Origin of the sequence: Streptomyces sp. CG4 (assembly GCF_041080655.1) — a bacterium.
In the GTDB taxonomy this organism is placed as follows: domain Bacteria; phylum Actinomycetota; class Actinomycetes; order Streptomycetales; family Streptomycetaceae; genus Streptomyces.
Genome location: NZ_CP163525.1, coordinates 6,027,300 through 6,048,820 on the forward strand (window position 1 = coordinate 6,027,300; position 21,521 = coordinate 6,048,820).

The 21,521-nt window shown below is 70.4% G+C and carries 21 protein-coding genes, 1 tRNA gene and 1 riboswitch; of the genes, 10 read left to right on the forward strand and 12 right to left on the reverse strand.

The window, feature by feature from the left end:
• Positions 1-12 precede the first annotated feature (12 nt).
• The 3 genes from AB5L52_RS27410 to AB5L52_RS27420 all read left to right on the forward strand — a co-directional run bounded on the left by AB5L52_RS27410 (position 13) and on the right by AB5L52_RS27420 (position 3,933).
• A complete protein-coding gene (locus tag AB5L52_RS27410; protein WP_351025503.1) occupies positions 13-963 on the forward strand; it encodes a cysteine synthase in 951 nt (316 codons plus the stop codon).
• A 290-nt stretch (positions 964-1,253) separates the two neighbouring features.
• A complete protein-coding gene (locus AB5L52_RS27415; protein WP_351025505.1) occupies positions 1,254-3,320 on the forward strand; it encodes a putative Ig domain-containing protein in 2,067 nt (688 codons plus the stop codon).
• Positions 3,321-3,465: 145 nt separating this feature from the next.
• Positions 3,466-3,933: a hypothetical protein gene (locus AB5L52_RS27420; RefSeq protein WP_351025508.1), complete on the forward strand. Its 468-nt coding sequence runs from the start codon at positions 3,466-3,468 to the stop codon at positions 3,931-3,933.
• On the opposite strand, the gene AB5L52_RS27425 is transcribed toward AB5L52_RS27420, so the two are convergent.
• Positions 3,934-4,392, reverse strand: coding sequence for a type II toxin-antitoxin system PemK/MazF family toxin (locus tag AB5L52_RS27425; protein WP_351025511.1), 459 nt, complete (start codon positions 4,390-4,392; stop codon positions 3,934-3,936).
• Between the two features lie 228 nt (positions 4,393-4,620).
• On the opposite strand from AB5L52_RS27425, the gene AB5L52_RS27430 reads away from it, so the two are divergent.
• The gene (locus AB5L52_RS27430) at positions 4,621-5,373 is read left to right on the forward strand and encodes an MBL fold metallo-hydrolase (RefSeq protein WP_351025513.1); all 753 of its coding nucleotides are present in this window, start codon (positions 4,621-4,623) and stop codon (positions 5,371-5,373) included.
• A gap of 69 nt (positions 5,374-5,442) precedes the next feature.
• Here AB5L52_RS27430 and AB5L52_RS27435 read toward each other — a convergent pair whose 3' ends face one another.
• Together AB5L52_RS27435 and AB5L52_RS27440 are read right to left on the reverse strand one after the other, a co-directional pair.
• Positions 5,443-6,693: a PTS transporter subunit EIIC gene (locus AB5L52_RS27435; protein WP_351025516.1), complete on the reverse strand. Its 1,251-nt coding sequence runs from the start codon at positions 6,691-6,693 to the stop codon at positions 5,443-5,445.
• A gap of 164 nt (positions 6,694-6,857) precedes the next feature.
• Positions 6,858-8,174 (reverse strand): PTS transporter subunit EIIC, encoded by a 1,317-nt coding sequence (locus AB5L52_RS27440; RefSeq protein ID WP_351025519.1) that lies wholly within the window; start codon positions 8,172-8,174, stop codon positions 6,858-6,860.
• Between the two features lie 207 nt (positions 8,175-8,381).
• On the opposite strand from AB5L52_RS27440, the gene AB5L52_RS27445 reads away from it, so the two are divergent.
• From AB5L52_RS27445 to AB5L52_RS27455, 3 genes are all read left to right on the forward strand, one after another.
• Entirely contained in the window at positions 8,382-8,615 is a 234-nt protein-coding gene (locus tag AB5L52_RS27445; RefSeq protein WP_076088988.1) for a glucose PTS transporter subunit EIIB, read from the forward strand.
• A 79-nt stretch (positions 8,616-8,694) separates the two neighbouring features.
• The gene (rph, locus tag AB5L52_RS27450) at positions 8,695-9,432 is read left to right on the forward strand and encodes a ribonuclease PH (RefSeq protein WP_351025522.1); all 738 of its coding nucleotides are present in this window, start codon (positions 8,695-8,697) and stop codon (positions 9,430-9,432) included.
• A 152-nt stretch (positions 9,433-9,584) separates the two neighbouring features.
• Entirely contained in the window at positions 9,585-9,980 is a 396-nt protein-coding gene (locus AB5L52_RS27455) for a hypothetical protein (protein ID WP_369366790.1), read from the forward strand.
• 12 nt (positions 9,981-9,992) lie between these two features.
• Here AB5L52_RS27455 and AB5L52_RS27460 read toward each other — a convergent pair whose 3' ends face one another.
• Genes AB5L52_RS27460 through AB5L52_RS27475 form a run of 4 tightly spaced genes read right to left on the reverse strand, consistent with a single transcriptional unit; the run spans position 9,993 to position 13,464 of the window.
• The gene (locus AB5L52_RS27460; RefSeq protein WP_369366792.1) at positions 9,993-10,796 is read right to left on the reverse strand and encodes a DUF1707 domain-containing protein; all 804 of its coding nucleotides are present in this window, start codon (positions 10,794-10,796) and stop codon (positions 9,993-9,995) included.
• A gap of 9 nt (positions 10,797-10,805) precedes the next feature.
• Positions 10,806-11,822 (reverse strand): ATP-binding cassette domain-containing protein, encoded by a 1,017-nt coding sequence (locus AB5L52_RS27465; protein WP_369366794.1) that lies wholly within the window; start codon positions 11,820-11,822, stop codon positions 10,806-10,808.
• Between the two features lie 3 nt (positions 11,823-11,825).
• Positions 11,826-12,671: an ABC transporter permease gene (locus AB5L52_RS27470; RefSeq protein ID WP_351563132.1), complete on the reverse strand. Its 846-nt coding sequence runs from the start codon at positions 12,669-12,671 to the stop codon at positions 11,826-11,828.
• Positions 12,664-13,464: an ABC transporter permease gene (locus AB5L52_RS27475; protein ID WP_369366796.1), complete on the reverse strand. Its 801-nt coding sequence runs from the start codon at positions 13,462-13,464 to the stop codon at positions 12,664-12,666. Before AB5L52_RS27475 ends, AB5L52_RS27470 begins: the two co-directional genes overlap by 8 nt.
• 1,015 nt (positions 13,465-14,479) lie before the next feature.
• Between AB5L52_RS27475 and AB5L52_RS27480 the strand changes: the two genes are divergently transcribed.
• Complete coding sequence (locus AB5L52_RS27480) at positions 14,480-17,263, forward strand: transglycosylase domain-containing protein (protein WP_369366798.1); 2,784 nt, start codon at positions 14,480-14,482, stop codon at positions 17,261-17,263.
• Between the two features lie 26 nt (positions 17,264-17,289).
• Here AB5L52_RS27480 and AB5L52_RS27485 read toward each other — a convergent pair whose 3' ends face one another.
• The 3 genes from AB5L52_RS27485 to AB5L52_RS27495 form a co-directional block, all read right to left on the reverse strand.
• Positions 17,290-17,610, reverse strand: coding sequence for an SMR family transporter (locus AB5L52_RS27485; RefSeq protein WP_351025541.1), 321 nt, complete (start codon positions 17,608-17,610; stop codon positions 17,290-17,292).
• Between the two features lie 34 nt (positions 17,611-17,644).
• Positions 17,645-17,713: riboswitch (guanidine-III (ykkC-III) riboswitch) on the reverse strand.
• 117 nt (positions 17,714-17,830) lie between these two features.
• Positions 17,831-18,190, reverse strand: a complete 360-nt coding sequence (locus tag AB5L52_RS27490; RefSeq protein WP_351025544.1) for a co-chaperone GroES — start codon at positions 18,188-18,190, stop codon at positions 17,831-17,833.
• 43 nt (positions 18,191-18,233) lie between these two features.
• Positions 18,234-18,563 carry a DUF3618 domain-containing protein gene (locus tag AB5L52_RS27495; RefSeq protein ID WP_351025546.1) on the reverse strand — a complete coding sequence of 110 codons (330 nt, stop codon included), beginning with the start codon at positions 18,561-18,563 and terminating at the stop codon, positions 18,234-18,236.
• 93 nt (positions 18,564-18,656) lie between these two features.
• Between AB5L52_RS27495 and bcp the strand changes: the two genes are divergently transcribed.
• On the forward strand, positions 18,657-19,124 hold the full coding sequence (gene bcp, locus AB5L52_RS27500; protein WP_351025548.1) for a thioredoxin-dependent thiol peroxidase: 468 nt from the start codon (positions 18,657-18,659) through the stop codon (positions 19,122-19,124).
• 47 nt (positions 19,125-19,171) lie between these two features.
• Positions 19,172-19,258: transfer RNA gene (locus AB5L52_RS27505), tRNA-Leu, on the forward strand.
• 26 nt (positions 19,259-19,284) lie between these two features.
• Here AB5L52_RS27505 and rdgB read toward each other — a convergent pair.
• Together rdgB and AB5L52_RS27515 are read right to left on the reverse strand one after the other, a co-directional pair.
• Positions 19,285-19,887 (reverse strand): RdgB/HAM1 family non-canonical purine NTP pyrophosphatase, encoded by a 603-nt coding sequence (gene rdgB / locus AB5L52_RS27510; RefSeq protein ID WP_351025551.1) that lies wholly within the window; start codon positions 19,885-19,887, stop codon positions 19,285-19,287.
• A gap of 69 nt (positions 19,888-19,956) precedes the next feature.
• A complete protein-coding gene (locus AB5L52_RS27515) occupies positions 19,957-21,291 on the reverse strand; it encodes an SGNH/GDSL hydrolase family protein (protein ID WP_351025553.1) in 1,335 nt (444 codons plus the stop codon).
• Positions 21,292-21,521 lie beyond the last annotated feature (230 nt).

Consider the following 21,521-nt stretch of genomic DNA (forward strand, 5'->3'; position numbering starts at 1 on the left):
CGCTGAGCAGCGATGCGCTACGACTCCCCGCTGGCCGCGGTGGGCAACACCCCGTTGGTGCGCCTGCCGCGACTCTCGCCGTCCGCCGACGTCCGGATCTGGGCCAAGCTGGAGGACCGCAACCCCACCGGCTCGGTCAAGGACCGCCCCGCGCTGCACATGATCGAGCAGGCGGAGAAGGACGGCCGGCTCACCCCGGGCTGCACGATCCTCGAACCCACCTCCGGCAACACCGGCATCTCTCTCGCCATGGCGGCCAAGCTCAAGGGCTACCGCATGGTGTGCGTGATGCCGGAGAACACCTCGCAGGAGCGCCGGGACCTGCTCGGCATGTGGGGCGCCGAGATCATCTCCTCGCCGGCCGCGGGCGGCTCCAACACCGCCGTACGCGTGGCCAAGGAGCTGGCGGCGGAGCATCCCGACTGGGTGATGCTCTATCAGTACGGCAACCCGGACAACGCGGGTGCCCACTACGCCACCACCGGCCCGGAGATCCTCGCCGACCTGCCCTCCATCACCCACTTCGTGGCGGGCCTCGGCACCACCGGCACCCTGATGGGTGTCGGCCGCTATCTGCGCGAGCACAAGCCGGGCGTCCAGATCGTCGCCGCCGAACCGCGCTACGACGACCTGGTGTACGGCCTGCGCAACCTCGATGAGGGCTTCGTGCCGGAGCTGTACGACGCCTCCGTGCTGACCTCCCGCTTCTCGGTCGGCTCGGCCGACGCGGTCACCCGCACCCGTGAACTCCTGCAGCAGGAGGGCATCTTCGCGGGTGTCTCCACCGGCGCCGCCCTGCACGCGGCGATCGGTGTGGGCAGGAAGGCGGTCAAGGCGGGGGAGAGCGCCGACATCGTCTTCATCGTGGCCGACGGTGGCTGGAAGTATCTGTCCACCGGCGTCTACACGGCGGCCACCACCGAGGAAGCCATCGAGACGCTGCAGGGCCAGCTCTGGGCGTGATGCCGCCGTTATCAGAACCGTCCGTTCCGCATCAAGCGGTGATCCAGCCCCCTCTCTCATGAGGGGGCTAAACCATTCCTATGGCAGGGCAAAGAAAACCGCCCGGTACTGCCGGTGGTGCCGGAGCCGGAGCTACGTTCCTCCCCACACCCTGTCATGTCACGCTCACCCGGTGCCATGACGGGTGTCTGTGAGTGTCATGCTCATGACTGCGCGGTTCCACCGCCGCTACGCGCGTCACGGGCTGCCAATCCAGTGCGCATCCCCACGTCAACCGGAGGCAGTACCCCATGCGTGAGTCACGCCTGAGCAAGCGGAGACGGAGCCTGCGAAGACTCCTCGTCGTCTCCTTCCCCGCCCTCACCCTCACCGTCGCCGGGCTCGTCGCGGCACCGACGGCCGGCGCGCAGAGCGCCACGGCCCACCCGCACGGCACCAAGGTCACGCAGAACAACAAGGCGCTGACCGCACCCGAGCGGCAGACCTACCACTCCACCGGCAAGGCCGGCCAGAAGGTGCCCACGGCGCACCTGTGCGCCACCGCCGAGCCGGGCCACGCGTCCTGCTTCGCCCAGCGCCGCACCGACATCAAGCAGCGCCTCGCCTCGGCGCTCGCCGCCGCGGCCCCCTCCGGCCTCTCCCCGGCCAACCTGCACAGTGCCTACAACCTGCCCACCACGGGCGGTTCCGGCATGACCGTCGCCATCGTCGACGCCTACAACGACCCCAACGCCGAGTCGGACCTGGGCACTTACCGCTCCACCTACGGCCTGTCGTCCTGCACCAAGGCCAACGGCTGCTTCAAGCAGGTCAGCCAGACCGGCTCCACCACCTCGCTGCCGACCAACGACACCGGCTGGGCCGGCGAAGAGGCCCTCGACCTCGACATGGTCAGCGCGGTCTGCCCGAACTGCAACATCATCCTGGTCGAGGCCAACTCCGCGACCGACTCCGACCTCGGCACCGCCGAGAACGAGGCCGTCGCGCTCGGCGCCAAGGTCGTCTCCAACAGCTGGGGCGGCTCCGAGTCCTCCGCCCAGACCGGCGAGGACACCCAGTACTTCAAGCACCCGGGCGTCGCGATCACCGTCTCCTCCGGTGACTCCGCCTACGGCGCCGAGTACCCGGCGACCTCCCAGTACGTGACCGCCGTCGGCGGCACCGCGCTCACCACCTCCTCCAACTCCCGCGGCTGGAGCGAGTCGGTGTGGCACACCAGCTCCACCGAGGGCACCGGCTCCGGCTGCTCCGCCTACGACCCGAAGCCGAGCTGGCAGACCGACAGCGGCTGCTCCAAGCGCATGGAGGCCGACGTCTCCGCCGTCGCCGACCCGGCCACCGGCGTCGCGGTCTACGACACCTACGGCGGCACCGGCTGGGCGGTCTACGGCGGCACCAGCGCCTCCGCCCCGATCGTCGCCGGCGTCTACGCCCTCGCGGGCACCCCGGGCTCCAGTGACTACCCGGCGAAGTACCCGTACCAGCACACGGGCAACCTGTACGACGTCACCAGCGGCAACAACGGCAGCTGCTCCCCGTCGTACTTCTGCACCGCGGGCACCGGCTACGACGGCCCGACCGGCTGGGGCACCCCGAACGGCACCGCCGCCTTCACCGCCGGCTCCAGCAGCGGCAACACGGTGACCGTCACCAATCCCGGCAGCCAGTCCACCACCACCGGAAGCGCGGTCAGCCTGCAGATCAAGGCCAGCGACAGCGCGGGCGCGGCCCTCACCTACAGCGCCTCCGGCCTGCCGACCGGCCTGTCCATCAACAGCTCCACCGGCCTGATCTCCGGTACGGCGTCCACGGCCGGCACCTACCAGGTCACGGTCACCGCGAAGGACTCCACCGGCGCCTCCGGTTCGACCTCCTTCACCTGGACCGTCGGCTCCGGCGGTGGCGGCTGCACCTCGTCCCAGCTGCTGGCCAACCCCGGCTTCGAGTCGGGCAGCACCGGCTGGACCTCGACCAGCGGCGTGATCACCAACGACACCGGTGAGGCGGCGCACGGCGGCTCGTACTACGCCTGGCTCGACGGCTACGGCTCCTCGCACACCGACACGCTGTCCCAGTCGGTGACGATCCCGGCCGGCTGCAAGGCCACGCTCAGCTTCTACCTGCACATCGACACCGCGGAGACCGGCAGCACCGCGTACGACAAGCTGACGGTGACCGCCGGTTCGACCACCCTGGCGTCGTACTCGAACCTCAACGCGGGCTCCGGTTACGCGCAGAAGACCTTCGACCTGTCCTCGCTGGCGGGCCAGACGGTCACCCTGAAGTTCAACGGCGTGGAGGACTCCTCGCTGCAGACCAGCTTCGTCGTGGACGACACCGCCCTGACGACCAGCTGATCCGTCCCGTCCGAACCACCATCTGAACCACCCAGTGATCCCGCACGCGGAAACAGTCCGCGTGCGGGATCCGTTCGTCGTGCTGCTACGTCTCATCTGCACCAGGCGGCCGACCCCCCGCGGCCACGGCAGAAAGGCGAACCCCATGCGCCGTACCACGACCCCCCTCGCCCTCGCGGCGGCAGCACTGCTCCTCGCCGGCTGCGGCTCGCAGAGCGGCTCGGACAACGCGAGCGGCAGCGGCAAGGTGTCGCCGTCGTCGTCCCCCGCGTCCCCCGCACCGACCAAGGGCGGCTGCGCGGCCGACGTGCAGCTGAAGGCCGCGGACGGCGGCCGCACCGTGTGCGTGACCAAGGGCGGCGAGGTCCGCCTGACCCTGAAGGGCACCAAGTCCCGTCCCTGGAAGCCGGTCGCGGTGAGCGGCAGCGCGCTCAAGGGCATGAACGCCGGCTTCGTCCTCCAGCCCGGGGACGCCACCGCCGCGTACCACGCCGTGACGGCCGGCACCGTGAAACTGACGTCCTCCCGCCCCCTGTGCGCCCAGCCGACGGCTCCGGGTCAGCTCTCCTGCAAGGGCATCCAGGAGTGGACAGTCACGGTGACCGTGCAGTGATCAGCCGGCCAGGTGCCGCACCTGGTCCCACAACACCGGGTCGACCACCCCGACCCGGCGCCGGAAGTCGCCGACGGGCACTTCGCGCAGCTCGTCCGTCTCCAGGAAGCTGGGGCGGCCGCGGGCGTCGCCGACCGCGCCGGGCGGGAGCGGGATCACCCCGGCGCGTTCGTCGTGGTACTTGCTGGTGATCTTCGCGACCGTGGCCCGGTTCCCGCGCACGGCCAGCACCAGACAGGGCCGGTCCTTGACCTCGGCGTGGTCCTCGTAAGGGACGTCCGCCCACCAGATGTCCCCGGGGGCCGGCCGGGCGGCCTGTCGCGGGTGCGTTCCCGCGCGGCCGAGCGGCCTGAGGCGGCGTCCGGCGGGCCGGCGACCGCGCCCCCAGCCGTCTATGAGCGTGGCGACCAGCGCGAGCAGTACGACCGCCGCGAGCGCCAGCCACCAGGACGTGTCCATACGACGACGTTACCGGCGCGCGCCGAGGATCGCGCGCCCTCTGATGAACCTTCTGCGCCCCGGGTCCAGCCGAACCGGTGACAGCACAGGTGAGTTCGCCCACAACGGCCCTTTGCGGAGGAGCGACCCGTGCTTTCGCGCCTTACGCTCGACAAACCGCACGACCCCCGTTTCCTGCCCTTTTGATCTTCGCCGCCTGATCTTTCCGCCAACGGAGGTTTCTGCTTCATGAAGCTCACCGTCGTCGGCTGCTCGGGGTCGTTCCCGTCCGCGGAATCGGCCTGCTCGAGCTACCTCGTCGAGGCCGACGGCTTCCGGCTGCTTCTCGACATGGGCAACGGCGCCCTGGGCGAGCTGCAGCGCCACTGCGGTCTCTACGACCTCGACGCGATCTTCCTGAGCCATCTGCACGCCGATCACTGCATCGACATGCTCGCGTACTTCGTCGCGCGCTACTACCGCCACGACGGCGGCCGTGCCGACCCGATCCCGGTCTACGGCCCCGAGGGCACCGAGCACCGCCTGACCACGGCCTACGCCGACACCCCCTCCGCCTCGTCGATGAGCGAGGTCTTCGACTTCCACACCGTCAAGCCGTCCACGTTCGAGATGGGCCCGTTCACGGTGCACACCGAGCGGGTCCGGCACCCCGTGGAGGCGTACGCCATCCGGATCGAGCACGGCGGGCGGTCGCTGACGTACTCCGGCGACACGGGTGTCACCGAGGCGCTGGACGAGCTGGCCCGGGACACCGACCTGTTCCTGTGCGAGGCCGCGTTCACGCACGGCAAGGAGAACATCCCGGACCTGCACCTCAACGGCCGCGAGGCGGGCGAGACGGCGGTCCGCGCGGGCGCCCGCCGCCTGATCCTCACCCACATCCCGCCGTGGACCGACCCCCAGGTCAACCTCCGGGACGCACGCGAGGTGTTCACCGGCCCCGTCGAACTGGCCGCGCCCCGGGCGACGTACGAGGTCTAGCGTCCGCACCTGACGAAGGCCCCGGAACCAGTCGGGTTCCGGGGCCTCTGCGCGTTTCGAAGGGGCGCGCTACGCCTTGGTGAGGTCCTCGATCTCCTCCTCGGGCTCGCGGCCCGGGGTCGGGAGGTTGAACCTGGTGATCGCGAAGCGGAAGACCACGTAGTAGATCGCCGCGAACGCCAGGCCGATCGGGATGATCAGCCAGGGCCTGGTCGCGAGGTTCCAGTTCAGGACGTAGTCGATCGCGCCGGCCGAGAAGTTGAAGCCCGCGTGGACGCCCAGCCCCCAGGTGACCGCCATGGACACGGCGGTCAGGACCGCGTGGATCACGTACAGCAGCGGGGCGATGAACATGAAGGTGAACTCGATCGGCTCGGTCACGCCGGTGACGAACGAGGTCAGCGCGAGCGAGACCATCATGCCGAGGACGGCCTTGCGGCGCTCGGGTCGGGCGCAGTGCGCGATGGCGATGGCGGCGGCCGGCAGACCGAACATCATGATCGGGAAGAAGCCGGACATGAACATACCGGCGCTCGGGTCACCGGCGAGGAACCGGGTGATGTCACCGTGCACCAGGTCGCCGTGGGAGTTCTTGAAGTCGCCGATCTGGAACCACGCCACGGTGTTCACGAACTGGTGCATGCCGATCGGGATCAGACCACGGTTGACCAGACCGAACAGTGCGGCACCGACGGAGCCGAGACCCGTCATCCACTCGCCGAAGTGCGTGATGCCCTTGCCGACGGGCTCCCAGACCAGGCTGAAGAGCACGCCCACGAGGGTGCCGACGAAGGCCATGATGATCGGCACCAGGCGGCGGCCGTTGAAGAAGCCGAGCCAGTCCACCAGCTTCGTGCGGTGGAACCGCTGCCACAGCACGGCGGCGAGCAGACCCATGATGATGCCGCCGAGGACACCGGGGTCGTTGTACGTCGCCGCGACGATCTTCCCCTTCTCGATGTGCTCCTCGGTCACCGGGAAGGCCTGCATGACCTTGCTGTAGACGAGGAAGCCGACCAGCGCGGCGAGCGCGGTGGAGCCGTCCGCCTTCTTGGCGAAGCCGATGGCCACGCCTATGCAGAACAGGATCGGCAGGCTGCCGGTGATGGCACCGCCGGCGGCGTTGAAGACGGTCGCGACCTTGTCCCAGCCCAGGCCGTCCTTGCCGAAGATGTCGTCCTGGCCCAGCCGGACCATGATGCCCGCCGCCGGCAGGACGGCGATCGGGAGCTGCAGGCTGCGGCCGACCTTCTGCAGGCCCTGGAACAGGCCGGATCCCCGCTTCTTCGCGGGAGCCGCCGTGGCGGTCGCGGTGGTCATGGTGGATGTCCTCCATCGGTGATGGTCTACACCACTCAGTGGTGTAGACCTGTTGTAGCACGATGAAGGCGGGATAAGGAACCACGAAATCCGCTACCGACACGCTACGCGGCGTGCCGATGTGCTAAGGGGGCGAACGGCCCCTGTTCCCGGGCCTGCTGGGGTCACGCCTTGGTGATGTCCTCGACCTCGTCCTCCGGCTCGCGGCCGGGCGTCTTCAGGTCGAACCTGGTGATCGCGAACCGGAAGACGGCGTAGTAGACCGCAGCGAAGCACAGGCCGATCGGGATGATCGCCCACGGTCTCGTCGCCAGGTTCCAGTTGATCACGTAGTCGATGAGGCCGGCCGAGAAGCTGAAGCCGTCATGCACCCCGAGCGCCCAGGTCACCGCCATCGAGACACCGGTGAGCACGGCGTGGGCGGCGTAGAGCAGGGGCGCGATGAAGAGGAAGGAGTACTCGATCGGTTCGGTGATGCCCGTGACGAACGACGTCAGCGCCACCGACAGCATCAGACCGCCGACCTCCTTGCGGCGGTGCGGCTTGGCGCAGTGGGTGATCGCCAGCGCGGCCGCCGGCAGCGCGAACATCATGATCGGGAAGAAGCCCGAGGTGAACTGGCCCGCATGCGGGTCGCCCGCCAGGAACATGTTGATGTCGCCGTGCACCACCGTGCCGTCCGGCTTGGTGTAACTGCCGAACTGGAACCAGATGGGCACGTTCAGGAACTGGTGCAGGCCGACCACCAGCAGCGCGCGGTTCGCCACCCCGAAGACTCCCGCACCCCAGGCACCCGCGTCCCGCAGCCAGTGGCTGAAGCTCTCCAGGCCGCTGCCGATCGGCGGCCAGATCCACAGACACAGCGCCGCGAAGACGATGGCGACGAACGCCATGATGATCGGCACCAGCCGGCGGCCGTTGAAGAAGCCCAGCCAGTCCACCAGCCTGGTGCGGTGGAAGCGGGCCCAGAAGAAGGCGGCCAGCAGACCCATGACGATGCCGCCGAAGATGCCCGGGTTCTGGAAGGTGAAGGGCGTCACCGCACCCGCGCCCGTGCCGGCGGTCACCTGGCAGCCGACCTGCGGGACGGCCTTCGCGCCGCCGGGGCAGGACTCGGGGAACTGGTGCAGTACGCCGTAGTAGACGAGGAAGCCCGCCACCGCCGCGAGCGCCGTCGAACCGTCCGACTTCTTCGCCATGCCGATCGCCACGCCCACGCAGAACAGCAGCGGCAGGCCGAGCGAGCCGTCGAGCAGGGCGCCGCCCGCGCCCATCATCACCTTGGAGACGTCGGTCCAGCCCAGGCCGTCCTTGCCGAACACGTCGGGCTGGCCGAGGCGGTTGAGGATGCCCGCCGCCGGCAGCACCGCGATCGGCAGCTGCAGACTGCGGCCCATCTTCTGCAGGCCCTGGAACAGATGGTGCCAGCGTTCCCGCACCGGGCTGACCGTACTGCCGGCGGGTGTGCTCCCGGCGCTCATGGGCGACCTCCGGCCACTCGGCTCGAACGCGGTTCGTCGGACGCGGTTTGGCGACCGTCCCCACGGTGGTGTAGACCAGTCGGCGGACGGTTCCACTGCCGTGATCGCCATCATTCGGCACCTACGGCAGGACCGCTCGCGAAGATGGGCCAACTGTGGGTTACTGCGACATAGCGGTTCGGATCAGGGAAGTCAGGGAGACAGGACATGGCCACCAAGGCTGAGAAGATCGTCGCCGCGCTCGGCGGGCTGGACAACATCGAGGAGATCGAGGGCTGCATCACCCGCCTGCGTACCGAGGTGTCCGACGCCTCGCTGGTCGACGAGGCCGCCCTGAAGGCCGCCGGCGCCCACGGCGTCGTCAAGATGGGCACCGCCATCCAGGTCGTCATCGGCACCGACGCCGACCCGATCGCCGCGGAGATCGAAGACATGATGTGAGCCCCGCCGGCTCACCTGTGAAGGGGCTCTTCCCGAGGCGGGAGGAGCCCCTTCACCATGTACGGCTAGGCTCGTCGCCATGTCTCGCATCGACGGCCGTACCCCCGAACAGCTCCGCCCGGTCACCATCGAACGCGGCTGGAGCAAGCACGCCGAGGGCTCCGTCCTCGTCTCCTTCGGCGACACCAAGGTGTTCTGCACCGCCTCCGTGACCGAGGGCGTCCCGCGCTGGCGCAAGGGCAGCGGCGAGGGCTGGGTCACCGCCGAGTACGCCATGCTGCCCCGCGCCACCAACACCCGCGGCGACCGCGAGTCCGTCAAGGGCAAGATCGGTGGCCGTACGCACGAGATCTCCCGCCTCATCGGCCGCTCGCTGCGCGCCGTCATCGACTACAAGGCGCTCGGCGAGAACACCATCGTCCTCGACTGCGACGTCCTCCAGGCCGACGGCGGCACCCGCACGGCAGCCATCACCGGCGCGTACGTCGCCCTCGCCGACGCCGTCGCCTGGGCCCAGGGCAGGAAGCTGATCAAGGCCGGCCGGCAGCCGCTCACCGGCACCGTCTCCGCCGTCTCCGTCGGCATCGTCGGCGGCGTCCCGCTCCTCGACCTCTGCTACGAGGAAGACGTGCGCGCCGAGACCGACATGAACGTCGTCTGCACCGGCGACGGCCGCTTCGTCGAGGTCCAGGGCACCGCCGAGGCCGAGCCTTTCGCCCGCGAGGAGCTGAACGCCCTGCTCGACCTCGCCGTCACCGGCTGCGACGAGCTGGCCGCGATCCAGCGCGCGACCCTGGACGCCGCGCTCGGGAAGTAACGGGCGGAAAGCAACGGGCCGAAAGTACAAGGCACAACGCGAAAGAGAGAAAGTAAAGGGCAGGCCAACAGGACGGGCGCGCGCGGGCAACCCGCGCGCCCTCCCCGGCGTCCTAGCTACGGACAGCCTTACCAGGGGAGGGGACCTTCACCATGGCCGCCGTCAGCCGACGCCGTCTCACCGCCGTCGCCGTCGTGGCAACCGCCGCGCTCACCGCCGGCTTCACCACCGGCTGCGACACCGTCAACAAGGCCCTGGACTGCGTGCACACCGCCGACTCCATCGCCGACAGCGTCACCGGCCTGCAGCAGGCCGTGGAGAACGCCGCGAACGACCCCTCCCGGGCCGACGAGTCCCTGAACTCCATCGAGAAGAACCTCGACAAGATCGGCGACAAGACCGACAACGCCGACGTCAACAAGGCGGTCGACCACCTGAAGCAGGCCGTGGGCAATATCCGCACGTCCATCAAGAACGGCGACAAGACACCGGACGTGAGCCCGGTGACGGATGCCGCCGGCGAACTGACCAAGGTCTGCACCAAGTAACCCAGGAGCGGCTCAGTACCCGCGGTCCCGGCGCCGCTGCTCCCGCTCCTCGCGCCGGTCCCGGAACAGCTCCCGCCGTTCCTCGCGCCGTTCACGCAGCAGCTCGTGCCGCGTCTCCCTGCGCTCCAGCCGCTCCTGCCGGCGCTGTTCCTTCAGACGCTTCTGCTCGGCGCGGGTGACCTTGCGCTCCACACCGACCCCGCCCCAGAAGGCGAACCCACCGATGATCACCCGCGGCGCGCCCGGCTCGAACGGCTCGTCGTCCCGAGGGTGCTCGAAGCCGCCCATGATGCCGATGCCCCGGACGACGACCTCGACCCCCGGCGGCACGATCACCTGGACCCCGCCCATGATCGCCACGCAGTTGATCTCGACCTCGCGGTCCGCGAAGTTCGCCTCGCGCAGGTCGATCTCGCCGCCGCCCATGAACGCGAAGCAGTTGAACCGCTTCGGCACCGTCCAGCGGCCCTTGCGCTCGAACCCGGACAGGATCCCGAACCCGCCGGTCGAGGACCCCTCGCCGCCGACGATCCGGGACGCCCAACTCCCGCTCTCCACAGGCGCCTTGGTGAACGAGACCGGCGCGGGCGCCGCCGTGCCGCCCGTCGGCAGATCGCGGGTGAGCGGCGTCAGCTCGCCGTAGGTGCGCGCCTTGTACACCGCGTCCAGGCGCTCCTCGAACTCCGCCATGTCGAGGCGGCCCTCGGCCAGCGCGTCCCGCAGCACCTCGGCCACCCGCTCACGGTCGGCGTCGGAGGCCCGCAGGTCCGGGGCGGGGGCGGAGGCCCGGTGGTCCGGGACTGCGTCGTCGGTCATGACAGCAGCCTACGAGACGGCCTTCTCCGCGTACATCTTCGCGATGACGGCCTCGATGTCCGGCTCCCGCACCGACAGGTCCACCAGCGGGTACTGCGCCGCGAGATGCGCGACGAGCGGCGCCGCCGACTGCCCCGCCGGGAACGCCAGCCACTGCCGCGGCCCCGCCACCCGCACCACCCGCGCGCCCGGCACCTCGACCGGCGGCAGCTCCCGTTCCAGGTCCACCACCAGCGTGCGTTCGCTCTCGCCGGCCTCGTGCAGTCCCGTGAGCGGACCGTCGTACATCAGCCGGCCGTGGTCGATCACCATCACCCGTGAGCACAACTGCTCGATGTCCTGCAGGTCGTGCGTGGTCAGCAGCACGGTCGTGCCCTGCTCGGCGTTCAACTCCCGCAGGAATCCCCGGACTTTGGCCTTCGATACGACGTCCAGGCCGATCGTCGGCTCGTCCAGGTACAGCACCTCGGGGTCGTGCAGCAGTGCCGCCGCGATGTCGCCGCGCATGCGCTGCCCGAGCGAGAGCTGCCGTACGGGCACGTCCAACAGGGCGTCCAGCTCCAGGAGTTCGACGCACCGGTCCAGGTTCTCCCGGTAACGGGCGTCCGGGATCCGGTACATGCGGTGCGCCAGCCGGTAGGAGTCGATCAGCGGCAGGTCCCACCACAGGGTCGTACGCTGCCCGAACACCACGCCGATCCGGTGCGCGAGGCGCCGCCGCTCCCGCGACGGGTCGATGCCCGCCACCCGCAGCCGCCCCGCGCTCGGCGTCAGGATGCCGGTCAGCATCTTGATCGTGGTCGACTTCCCGGCGCCGTTCGGACCGATGTACCCGACCATCTCGCCGCGCGCCACGCGGAACGAGAGCGAGTCCACCGCCCGCACCTCGCGCCGCTCCCGCTTCAGGAACCCGGTCTTCTTGCGCACGTCGAAGACCTTCTCCACGTTCTCCAGCGTGATGAAGTCCGTGGTGAGGCCCGTGTTGATGTCCGCGGTGATGTCCGTGGCGCGGTCGATGTCCGCCATCTGTCAGCTCCCCGTGCTCCGGTACGAACGAAGTCCCGCCCGCCAGGCCAGCCCCGCGAGCGCACAGCACCCCACGGCCACCAGCGGCGAGGCGAACGCCACCCACCCGGGCAGCCCCAGCGGATACGGCCGCCCCAGCACATAGGTCGCGGGCAGCCAGTTCACGAAGGCCAGCGGCAGCACGAAGGTCACCCCGCGCACCAGTTCCTTCGCGAACAGCGTCGGCGGATACTGCAGCAGCGTCCCGCCGCCGTAGGTGAACGCGTTCTGCACCTCGGAGGCGTCCTGCGCCAGGAACTGGAAGGCCGCGCCCGCCACGAACACCGCGCAGAAGATCCCGCAGCCGCTCACCAGCATCACCGGCATCAGCAGCAGCTTCAGCGGCGTCCAGTCGATGTCGAGCCGGGTCAGCGACCAGCCCAGCACCAGCGAGCCCTGCACCACCCGGCCCAGCCGCCGAAGCGCGAACTGGTCGGCCGCCACCTGCGCCAGCACCGGCGCCGGACGCACCAGCAGCGTGTCCAGCGTGCCGTCGCGCACCCGCCGCCCCAGCCGCTCCATCGACCCGATCACCAGGTCGGCCAGCCCGAAGGCCGCGCCGGACAGGCCGTAGAGAAAGGCCACCTCGGGCAGCGACCAGCCGCCCAGGGCGTGCACCCGCGAGAACATCAGCATGATCCCGACGAAGTCGAAGAAGCTCGCCGCGAAGTTGCCGAACGTCGTCATCACGAACGAGGCGCGGTACGCCATCGTGGACCGCACCCACATCCCGGCGATCAGCAGATAGGCCCGCACGCCCTCCCGCACCCGGCTGCCGCCGACGTGACGCACCTCACCCGTGTCACCCACCCTGGACCACCACCCGCCGTGTCGCCGCCGCCTGCACCAGCCGCCCGGCCCCGAGCAGCGCCACCGCCCACGCCCCCTGGAACGCGTACGTGCCCAGCGGATCCGCGTGCCCCAGCAGGATCTGGGCCGGCGCCTGGAGCAGCGAGGACCACGGCAGGGCCCGTACGACCTCGCCGAGCGCGCCCGGGAAGACGTTGAGCGGCAGCAGCATGCCCGAGCAGAAATAGCCCGCGAGCCATGCCATCTGCGTCGCACCCGCACCGTCCAGGAGCCAGAACGCGCTCAGCGCGACCAGATACCGGATCCCGAACCCGACGAGCATCGCCAGCAGCACGGCGACGAGGAAGGCGGCCCAGGTGCCCAGGTTCGTCGGCAGATACGCCGGGAAGCACAGGGCACCGAAGACGAAGGGGACCACGCCCCGGCCCAGCAGCTGGAAGAACGCCCGGCCCAGGTCGGTCGCCAGCCACCACAGCTGCAGGTCGGCGGGCCGGTAGAGGTCGATGGCCACGTCCCCCGTACGGATGCGTTCCATCAGCTCGTTCTCGACGCCCCCGCCGCCGATCGCGAGCGTCGACAGGAACGCCTGGCCCAGCCACACATAGGTCACGACCTGCGCCTGGTCCCACCCGCCCAGATGCGGCCGCTCGTCCCACAGCGCGCGGTAGGTGTAGACGAGAATGAGGCCGAAGACGGTGTTCGTGAACACCCCTGCCGCAGTGGCGGCCCGATACGTCGCGTACCGTCTGAATCCCCCCGCCGCGACGGCCACGTACAACCGTCCCGCGCCCACGCCAGTCCACCTCCCGAGACCGCTCGACACCGAAGCGCAGGAGCCTAGTCCGGAGGCCCGGTCGCCGGCCACGCAATTTGTGCCCGAAGCGTGCCGGAATCCGGGAACGGAACGCCAGGTGCGAGAGTCTTCCAACCGGGGGCGCAGAAGCGTACGAGACGTACGGGAACGTACGACGCGAAAACAGGAGTCCGTGCACGAGATGAGCGACGAGCCGCAGCCGCAGCAGCCGACCGAAGGCGTGCCGCCGACAGAGCCGCTGCAGGCTGAGGGGCCCGGTGATCCGTCCCGCCCCGAGGGCGCAGGCAACCCGCCTCGGCCCGAGGGAGCCGACAGACCGGCACGGTCCGAGGAAGCCGGCGAGCGTGCAGGATCCGAGGAAGCCGGCGAGCGTGCAGGGTCCGGTGAACGGGCCGGGCAGGACGGGCGCGATGGTCAGGACCGGGAGGCCGGGGTCGGCCGAACGGGTGATCGTCCGGCGCCCCAGGCACCCTCGGCTCCCGCCGGCCAGTCGACTCCGGCGGACCCCTTCGCCCAGGACCGGACGGCCTCCATGGCCCGAGCCCGCCAGGCGGCCCAGGCCGTCCGGACGGAGCCGGGAACGACCGCGTCGAGCGCCGACACGCCGTCCGGCGAGGCTGCGGCGGCTGGTGGGGCGGCTGGTGGGGCGGCTGGTGGTGTGCCGGCAGCTCGCGGGGGCTCGGCGTCCGGTGGGGCCTCGGGCTCTGGTGAGGGTTCAGCTGATCGCGGTGCGTCGGTTTCCGGTGGTGTTTCGTCGGGCGGTGCGGGCGAGGGCTCGGGCTCGGGGGCTGCTGGCGGTGTGCCGGGGGCTCGTGACGGCTCGGCGGCCACTGACGCTGCGAGTGATGTGTCGGCGGGCGGGGCGTCCGCGGCATCCGAGGGAGCCGGCGCGGCGACCCCGCGGCGTGGCGACTCGGGGAAGCCGCAGGTTCCGGGGGCGTCGGACGCTGCCGAGCAGGCGCAGTCGGCCGAGAGCACCCAGGTGCTGCGGCGCGTGACGCCGCCCCGAGAGCCCCAGGAGGACAAGTCCGGCAAGGCGGCCGGGGCGGATCAGGGCTCCGGTGCGGATCAGGCGCCCGAGAGCACCCAGGTCCTCCGGCGGGTCAACGCACCCCGAGCGGCCGAGCCGGGCGCCACCGGCCGTACCCCGAGTACTCCGCGCCCGCCGCGCCAGTCTCGTACCACCGGCACCGGCACCGGCACCGGCACCGGCGCGAACCGCGCTGCCCAGGCAGCCGGCGCGGTCGGTGCCGTCGGCGCCGCCGCCGGTGCCGCGGGCGCCGCCGGTCAGGCATCGGCGGGCCCCGCCGGAGCCGCAGCCGCAGCGGGCGCGGCCGGAGCCGCCACCCGCGGCCCCCGTCCCGGCACCGGCACCGGCCCCGGCACCGACGCCACCCGCAACACCCCCCACGGCGACTCCGCCCAGCCCGCCGGCGGCGACGGCAAGAAGCCGAAGCGGCCCAAGCGGACCGGGTGGCGGCGCGTCATTCCCACCTGGCGGATGGTGCTCGGCGGCTTCTTCGTCGGTGTGCTGCTCGTCATCGGGCTCTTCTTCGTGGGCTACTCGATGGTCAACGTCCCGCCGCCCAACGCCATGGCCATGAAGCAGAGCAACGTCTACCTGTACGCCGACGGCTCGCAGCTGGCCCGCGACGGCGACATCAACCGTGAGAACGTGAGCCTCGCCCAGGTCTCCAAGGACGCCCAGCACGCCGTACTGGCCGCCGAGGACCGCGACTTCTACTCCGAGTCGGCCGTCGACCCGAAGGCGATGGTCCGCGCCCTGTGGAACACCGCGACGGGCAAGGGCAAGCAGTCCGGCTCGACGATCACCCAGCAGTACGTGAAGAACTACTACCTGGCCCAGGAGCAGACGCTCACCCGCAAGGCCAAGGAGTTCTTCATCTCGATCAAGCTGGACCGGCAGAAGTCCAAGGACGAGATCTTCGAGGGCTACCTCAACACCAGCTTCTTCGGCCGCAACGCCTACGGCATCCAGGCCGCCGCCCAGGCCTACTACGGCAAGGACGCCAAGGACCTGGACCCGGCCCGCGCCGCCTACCTCGCCGCGCTCGTCAACGCGCCCAGCGAGTACGACGTCGTGGCCCACCCCGAGAACAAGTCGGCGGCCGTCGCCCGCTGGAACTACGTCCTGGACGGCATGGTCAAGAAGGGCTGGCTCAGCCAGTCCGAGCGCGCCGGCCTGACGTTCCCGATGCCGAAGGAGCAGACGGTCTCCACCGGCCTGTCCGGCCAGCGCGGCTACCTCGTGCAGGCGGTCAAGGACTACCTGGCCAAGAACAACATCATCGACTCCGACCAGCTCGCGGCCGGCGGCTACCGCATCACCACCACCATCCAGAAGAACAAGCAGAACGCCTTCGTCAAGGCGGTGAACGACCAGCTGATCTCCAAGCTGGACAAGAAGAACAACAAGGCGGACAACTACGTCCGTGCCGGGGGCGCTTCCGTCGATCCGAAGACCGGCAAGGTCGTCGCCATGTACGGCGGCATCGACTACGTGAAGCAGTACACCAACGGCGCGACCCGCGGTGACTTCCAGGTCGGCTCGACGTTCAAGCCGTTCGTGTTCACCTCGGCGGTGCAGAACGGCTCGTCCACCCAGGACGGCCGCACCATCACCCCGAACACCATGTACGACGGCACCAACGAGCGCCCCGTACAGGGCTGGAGCGGCGGCGCCTACGCCCCGCAGAACGAGGACCAGAAGTCGTACGGCCAGATCGACGTCACCAAGGCGACGGACCTGTCCGTGAACGCCGTCTACGCGCAGATGGCCGTCGACGTCGGCCCGTCCAAGGTCAAGCAGACCGCGATCGACCTCGGCATCCCGTCCGGCACCCCGGACCTGCAGCCGTACCCGTCGATCGCGCTCGGCACCGCGACCGCCAGCGTCCTGGACATGGCGGAGAGCTACGCGACGCTCGCCAACCACGGCAAGCACGGCACGTACACCCTGATCGACAAGATCACCAAGGACGGCACGAACGAGGTCAAGCTGCCCGAGCAGCCGGTCCAGCAGGCCGTCAGCCGGGAGGCCGCCGACACCACCACGTCGATCCTGCAGAGCGTGGTCGACAACGGCACCGCCACCGCCGCGCAGGCCGCGGAGCGTCCGGCGGCCGGCAAGACCGGTACGGCCGAGAACGACACCGCGGCCTGGTTCGCGGGCTACACCCCGGACCTGGCCACGGTGGTCTCCGTCATGGGCCAGGACCCGGTGACGGCCAAGCACATGGGGCTGTACGGCGCGCTCGGCCAGGACCGGATGAACGGTGGCGGCCCGCCGACCGAGATCTGGGCCCAGTACACGCAGCAGGCGCTGCAGGACCAGCCGGCCGCCGACTTCGACCTCCAGCTGGAGCAGGGCGCCGAGGTACCGCAGCCGCCCGCCGCGACCGGCTCGGCCCAGCCGGGCAAGTCCGGCAGCCCGACCGGCAGCGCGACGGCCAGCCCGAGCGGCGGCGGTGCGACCATGAGCCCGGCCGGCGGTACCGTCGGCAGCCCCACCACCGGCGGTACGGCAACCAACGGAGGCACCCCCACCACCGGCGGTGCCACGACCGGCGGCACCCCCACCACCGGAGGCGGTACCACGACGGGCGGGGGTACGACCACCGGCACGGACACCACGGGCGGCGGTGCGACCGGCACGGACACCACCGGCGGCGGCACGGCCGCGGGCGGTGGCACCGGCGGCGCCGGTGGTACGACCGGCACGGCCGCCGGCGCCGGAGGCGGCGACCCGGGCGTCTGATGCCCCGGTGACGGCTCGGCGACGACTCAGTGACCGCTGGTCGCCTTCAGACCCACGACGGCGACCAGCAGCAGACAGACGAAGAAGATCCGGGCGGCGGTGGCCGGCTCACCCAGCACCACCATGCCGAGCACCGCCGCACCGGCCGCCCCGATACCGACCCACACGCCGTAGGCGGTACCGATGGGCAGGGACTTCGCGGCGTACGACAGCAGGAACATGCTGGCCACGATCCCGGCGCCGGTGAACAGGCTGGGCACCGGCCGGGTGAAGCCCTCCGTGTACTTCATCCCGATCGACCAGCCGACTTCCAGCAGACCGGCGACGATCAGCAGAACCCAGGCCATGACAGGCACCTCCGAGACTCGGCGACTCTTCTTCGGTGCGTCGTCTTTGCCTGTATCCCGGTACGGCGCGTCTCGTCGGGTTCGCTCTCGAAGATAGCAAAGGAAGCGCAAAAGGGGCCGGTGACGATGGTCACCGGCCCCTGTCGCGAGACGGACGCAGAGATGCCGTCGCAGAGATACGGACGCAGAGATACGGACTCGGAGATTCAGGGATACGGGCTCAGAGATACAGCCCCGTGGAGTCCTCCGACCCCTCGAAGCGGTCCGCGGCCACGGCGTGCAGGTCCCGCTCGCGCATGAGCACGTACGCCACACCCCGCACCTCGACCTCGGCCCGGTCCTCCGGGTCGTACAGGACGCGGTCGCCGGGCTCCACGGTCCGTACGTTCTGGCCGACCGCGACGACCTCGGCCCAGGCCAGCCGGCGTCCGACCGCGGCCGTGGCGGGAATCAGGATGCCGCCCCCCGACCGCCGCTCGCCCTCGCCGGTGTCCTGCTTGACCAGAACGCGGTCGTGCAGCATCCGGATGGGGAGCTTGTCGTGATGGGGGGTGCGGTGCTCGTCTCTGTTGGGGCTCACGCCTCGAACCTACCTGTCTTCGCCCTGCCCGTACGCCTCCGGGTCAGCCCTTGCGCCGCCGGGAGCCCAGGGCGAGCAGCCCGACGACCCCGACGGCCAGCAGCGCGACCGGCACGACCCGCTCCAGCCGCAGGGTGCCCTCCTCGTCGACGAACTGCCCCCTGACCTCACTCACCACCCGGTTGACCTGCACGTAGGCCCGGCCCGCGGTCTGGTCGACCTTGGCGGCGACCTTGGCTTTCGCGTCCCCGATGATCGTCTGCGGATGCACCCGCACCCCGATCTCGTCGAGTGTCTCGGCCAGCACTTCACGGCGGCGCTTGATGTCCGCCTCGATCTGCGCCGGGGTTCTGGTGTCCGACGTGTCCGCCACCGTACGGCCTCCGAAGTCTCCTGATGCTGTTCCGGACAGTTTGTCAGTTGCGGGCCGCACCGCGCCGCAAGGCCCCCCGGTTACGCTGGCCCGATGAGCGAGCGACTCCAGCCGGGGGACGTGGCCCCCGCCTTCACCCTCCCGGACGCCGACGGCAATGAGGTGTCCCTTTCCGCCCACAAGGGCCGCAAGGTCATCGTCTACTTCTACCCTGCCGCCCTGACCCCCGGCTGCACCAAGCAGGCCTGCGACTTCACGGACAACCTGGAGCTGCTGGCCGGCGCCGGCTACGACGTCATCGGCATCTCCCCCGACAGCCCGGAGAAGCTGGCGAAGTTCCGCGAGAAGGAGTCCCTGAAGGTCTCCCTCCTCGCCGACCCGGAGAAGAAGGTCACCGAGGCCTACGGCGCCTACGGCGAGAAGAAGAACTACGGCAAGACGTACCTGGGCGTCATCCGCTCCACGATCGTCGTGGACGAGGAGGGCAAGGTCGAACGGGCCCTCTACAACGTCCGGGCCACCGGCCACGTGGCCAAGATCATCAAGGATCTGGGCATCTGACCTTCGGGACCCGCTGCCCGGCCGCTAGCATGGCCGGGCAGCATCACGCGGCCGTGGTGGAATTGGCAGTCACGCTGGGTTTAGGTCCCAGTGGGGTAACTCCCGTGAGGGTTCGAGTCCCTCCGGCCGCACCAGAGTCCGGCCGAGCGGTTGCCGTGTGTCAGCCGAGCAGTTCGCGTACGACCGGCACCAGTGCGCGAAATGCCTTGCCGCGGTGGCTGATGGCGTTCTTCTCCTCGGGGCTCAGTTCCGCGCAGGTCCGGTCGTCGCCCTCCGGCTGCAGGATCGGGTCGTAGCCGAAGCCGTTCGTGCCGGATGGGGCGTGCCGCAGCACACCTCGCAACTGACCCTCCACCACCCGCTCCGTGCCGTCCGGCAGCGCCAGGGCGGCCGCGCAGGCGAAGTGCGCGCCCCGGTGCTCGTCCGCGATGTCGGAGAGCTGGGCGAGGAGCAGATCGAGGTTGGCCCGGTCGTCGCCGTGCCGGCCGGCCCAGCGGGCCGAGAAGATGCCGGGGGCGCCGTTCAGCACGTCGACGCAGAGCCCCGAGTCGTCGGCCACGGCCGGCAGCCCGGTGGCCTGCGCGAGGGCGTGTGCCTTGAGCAGCGCGTTCTCGGCGAAGGTGACGCCGGTCTCCTTGACGTCCGGGATGTCGGGGTAGGCGTCGGCGCCGACGAGTTCGTGGCGGAGTCCGGCGGCGGCCAGGATGGCCCTCAGCTCGGTGATCTTTCCGGCGTTGCGGGTGGCGAGGATCAGGCGGGTCATGCCCGCCAGTATTCCTCCCGCACGGTCACCGGCACCGCCCGCCCCCGTCGGCTACAGCGGCTACAGCGGCTACAGCTCTGTCTGGCCGGCGCCCTTGAGGGCGGTCAGATCGAAGATCTTGGCCATCTTCGCGAAGCCCCGGTCGCTGGGGTGCAGATGGTCGCCGGAGTCGTAGTCGGCACGCAGCCGGCGCGGGGCGTAGGGGTCGCGCAGCGCCTTGTCGAAGTCGACGACCGCGTCGTACACGCCGCCGGCCCGTATCTGCGCGTTGACCTGCCGGCGCACCGTCTCGCGGGCGGGGGTGTAGTCGCGGTGGCCCTGGAACGGCATCAGTGTGGCGCCGACGACCTTCAGACCGCGGGCGTGGGCGTCGCGGACGAGGGTGCGCAGGCCGGTGATGATGCTGTTCGGGTCGGCGAGCCGGGGGTTGCGCAGGATGTCGTTGACGCCGAGGTCGATGACGACGACCTTGACGTTCGGGTGGGAGAGGGCGTCGCGGCCGAAGCGGCCGAGGCCGCTCTCGTTCTCGGCGGGGCGGCCGAGCCCGTCGGCGAGGACCTGGTTGCCGCTGATGCCCTCGTTCACGACGCTGTAGCGCGGCACCGGCCGTCCGCCCTGGAGCGCGCTGCGCAGCCGGCCCGCGAGGATGTCGGGCCAGCGGTGGTTGGCGCCGATGGTGGATGTTATGCCGTCGGTGATGGAGTCGCCGAACACGACGACCGTGCCGTCGGCCTCGTTGCTGAGGACGTCCAGGTCCGTCAAGTACCGCCAGTGCGGCGTCTGTTCGGTGTACGGGGTGCCCGTGGCGTCCTCGGTGCGGTCGCCGTCGGCGACGTAGGAGGTCTGCCGGGCGTGCGGGTGGTAGGTGACGGGGCCGGACGGGGTGGGCGAGTACGTGGTGACCAGCACGTCGCTGTCGTACGGGACGGCGAGGCGCGCGGCGTCGCTGACGACCTGTTCGCCGGCCGGGATCACCACGCTGGTGGCGCCGGCGAAGGTGAGGCGGCGCATCGACCCGGGGTCGGCGGCGGCGGTGCCGTCGCCCGCGGACAGGGCGATCGAGGCGTGCGTGATGGTCAGCGGAGCCTGGCCGTAGAGGTTGGACAGCGTGATCCGGGCGCTCGTGCCACCGGTGCTCGTGTGCACGATGTTGCGTACCGAGTGGCCCGCGAGGCCCTCGGTCTCGGTGCCGGGCTCGGCGCCGACCGGGGCGGTGGACCAGGCGCCGACCCAGGTGCCGGTCGAGGCGGGGGCGGCGGAGGAGTCGTGGTGGGGGCGGTCGTCGGCGAGAGCGCCGCGCGCGCCGCCGTGGTCGGCCGCCACGGTGAGATAGATGGCGGCGGACACGGCCACCACCAGTGCCACGAGCGCACTGAGCACGGCATAGCCATGTCGCCTGGTCACGCTGTTGTGTTCTCCTCGGGGAATGGAGCCCGAGGCTCCGATCGCGATGAGCCCATGATGCGGTATGGGCCGGGGAGAGCTGTCGGGGCCCTGCCCAAACCGCCGTTCACACGGACGCCGGGAACTCTTGTTCCGTTCCGGGAGTCGGTCAGGCAGGGACAATTGTGTGCGGGATCACCGGACGGGATCACCGAATGGGATCACTGGACGGGACAGGCGAATGGGATCGC

Bases quoted from the DNA above. Each gene is read 5' to 3' on its own strand.
- AB5L52_RS27415 (WP_351025505.1), top strand. From the start codon at position 1,254: ATGCGTGAGTCACGCCTGAGCAAGCGGAGACGGAGCCTGCGAAGACTC.
- AB5L52_RS27430 (WP_351025513.1), top strand. From the start codon at position 4,621: ATGAAGCTCACCGTCGTCGGCTGCTCGGGGTCGTTCCCGTCCGCGGAA.
- bcp (WP_351025548.1), top strand. From the start codon at position 18,657: ATGAGCGAGCGACTCCAGCCGGGGGACGTGGCCCCCGCCTTCACCCTC.
- AB5L52_RS27485 (WP_351025541.1), bottom strand. From the start codon at position 17,610: ATGGCCTGGGTTCTGCTGATCGTCGCCGGTCTGCTGGAAGTCGGCTGG.
- AB5L52_RS27465 (WP_369366794.1), bottom strand. From the start codon at position 11,822: ATGGCGGACATCGACCGCGCCACGGACATCACCGCGGACATCAACACG.
- AB5L52_RS27425 (WP_351025511.1), bottom strand. From the start codon at position 4,392: ATGGACACGTCCTGGTGGCTGGCGCTCGCGGCGGTCGTACTGCTCGCG.
- AB5L52_RS27435 (WP_351025516.1), bottom strand. From the start codon at position 6,693: ATGACCACCGCGACCGCCACGGCGGCTCCCGCGAAGAAGCGGGGATCC.
- AB5L52_RS27410 (WP_351025503.1), top strand. From the start codon at position 13: ATGCGCTACGACTCCCCGCTGGCCGCGGTGGGCAACACCCCGTTGGTG.
- AB5L52_RS27440 (WP_351025519.1), bottom strand. From the start codon at position 8,174: ATGAGCGCCGGGAGCACACCCGCCGGCAGTACGGTCAGCCCGGTGCGG.
- rdgB (WP_351025551.1), bottom strand. From the start codon at position 19,887: ATGACCCGCCTGATCCTCGCCACCCGCAACGCCGGAAAGATCACCGAG.
- AB5L52_RS27460 (WP_369366792.1), bottom strand. From the start codon at position 10,796: ATGACCGACGACGCAGTCCCGGACCACCGGGCCTCCGCCCCCGCCCCG.
- AB5L52_RS27420 (WP_351025508.1), top strand. From the start codon at position 3,466: ATGCGCCGTACCACGACCCCCCTCGCCCTCGCGGCGGCAGCACTGCTC.
- AB5L52_RS27455 (WP_369366790.1), top strand. From the start codon at position 9,585: ATGGCCGCCGTCAGCCGACGCCGTCTCACCGCCGTCGCCGTCGTGGCA.
- rph (WP_351025522.1), top strand. From the start codon at position 8,695: ATGTCTCGCATCGACGGCCGTACCCCCGAACAGCTCCGCCCGGTCACC.
- AB5L52_RS27445 (WP_076088988.1), top strand. From the start codon at position 8,382: ATGGCCACCAAGGCTGAGAAGATCGTCGCCGCGCTCGGCGGGCTGGAC.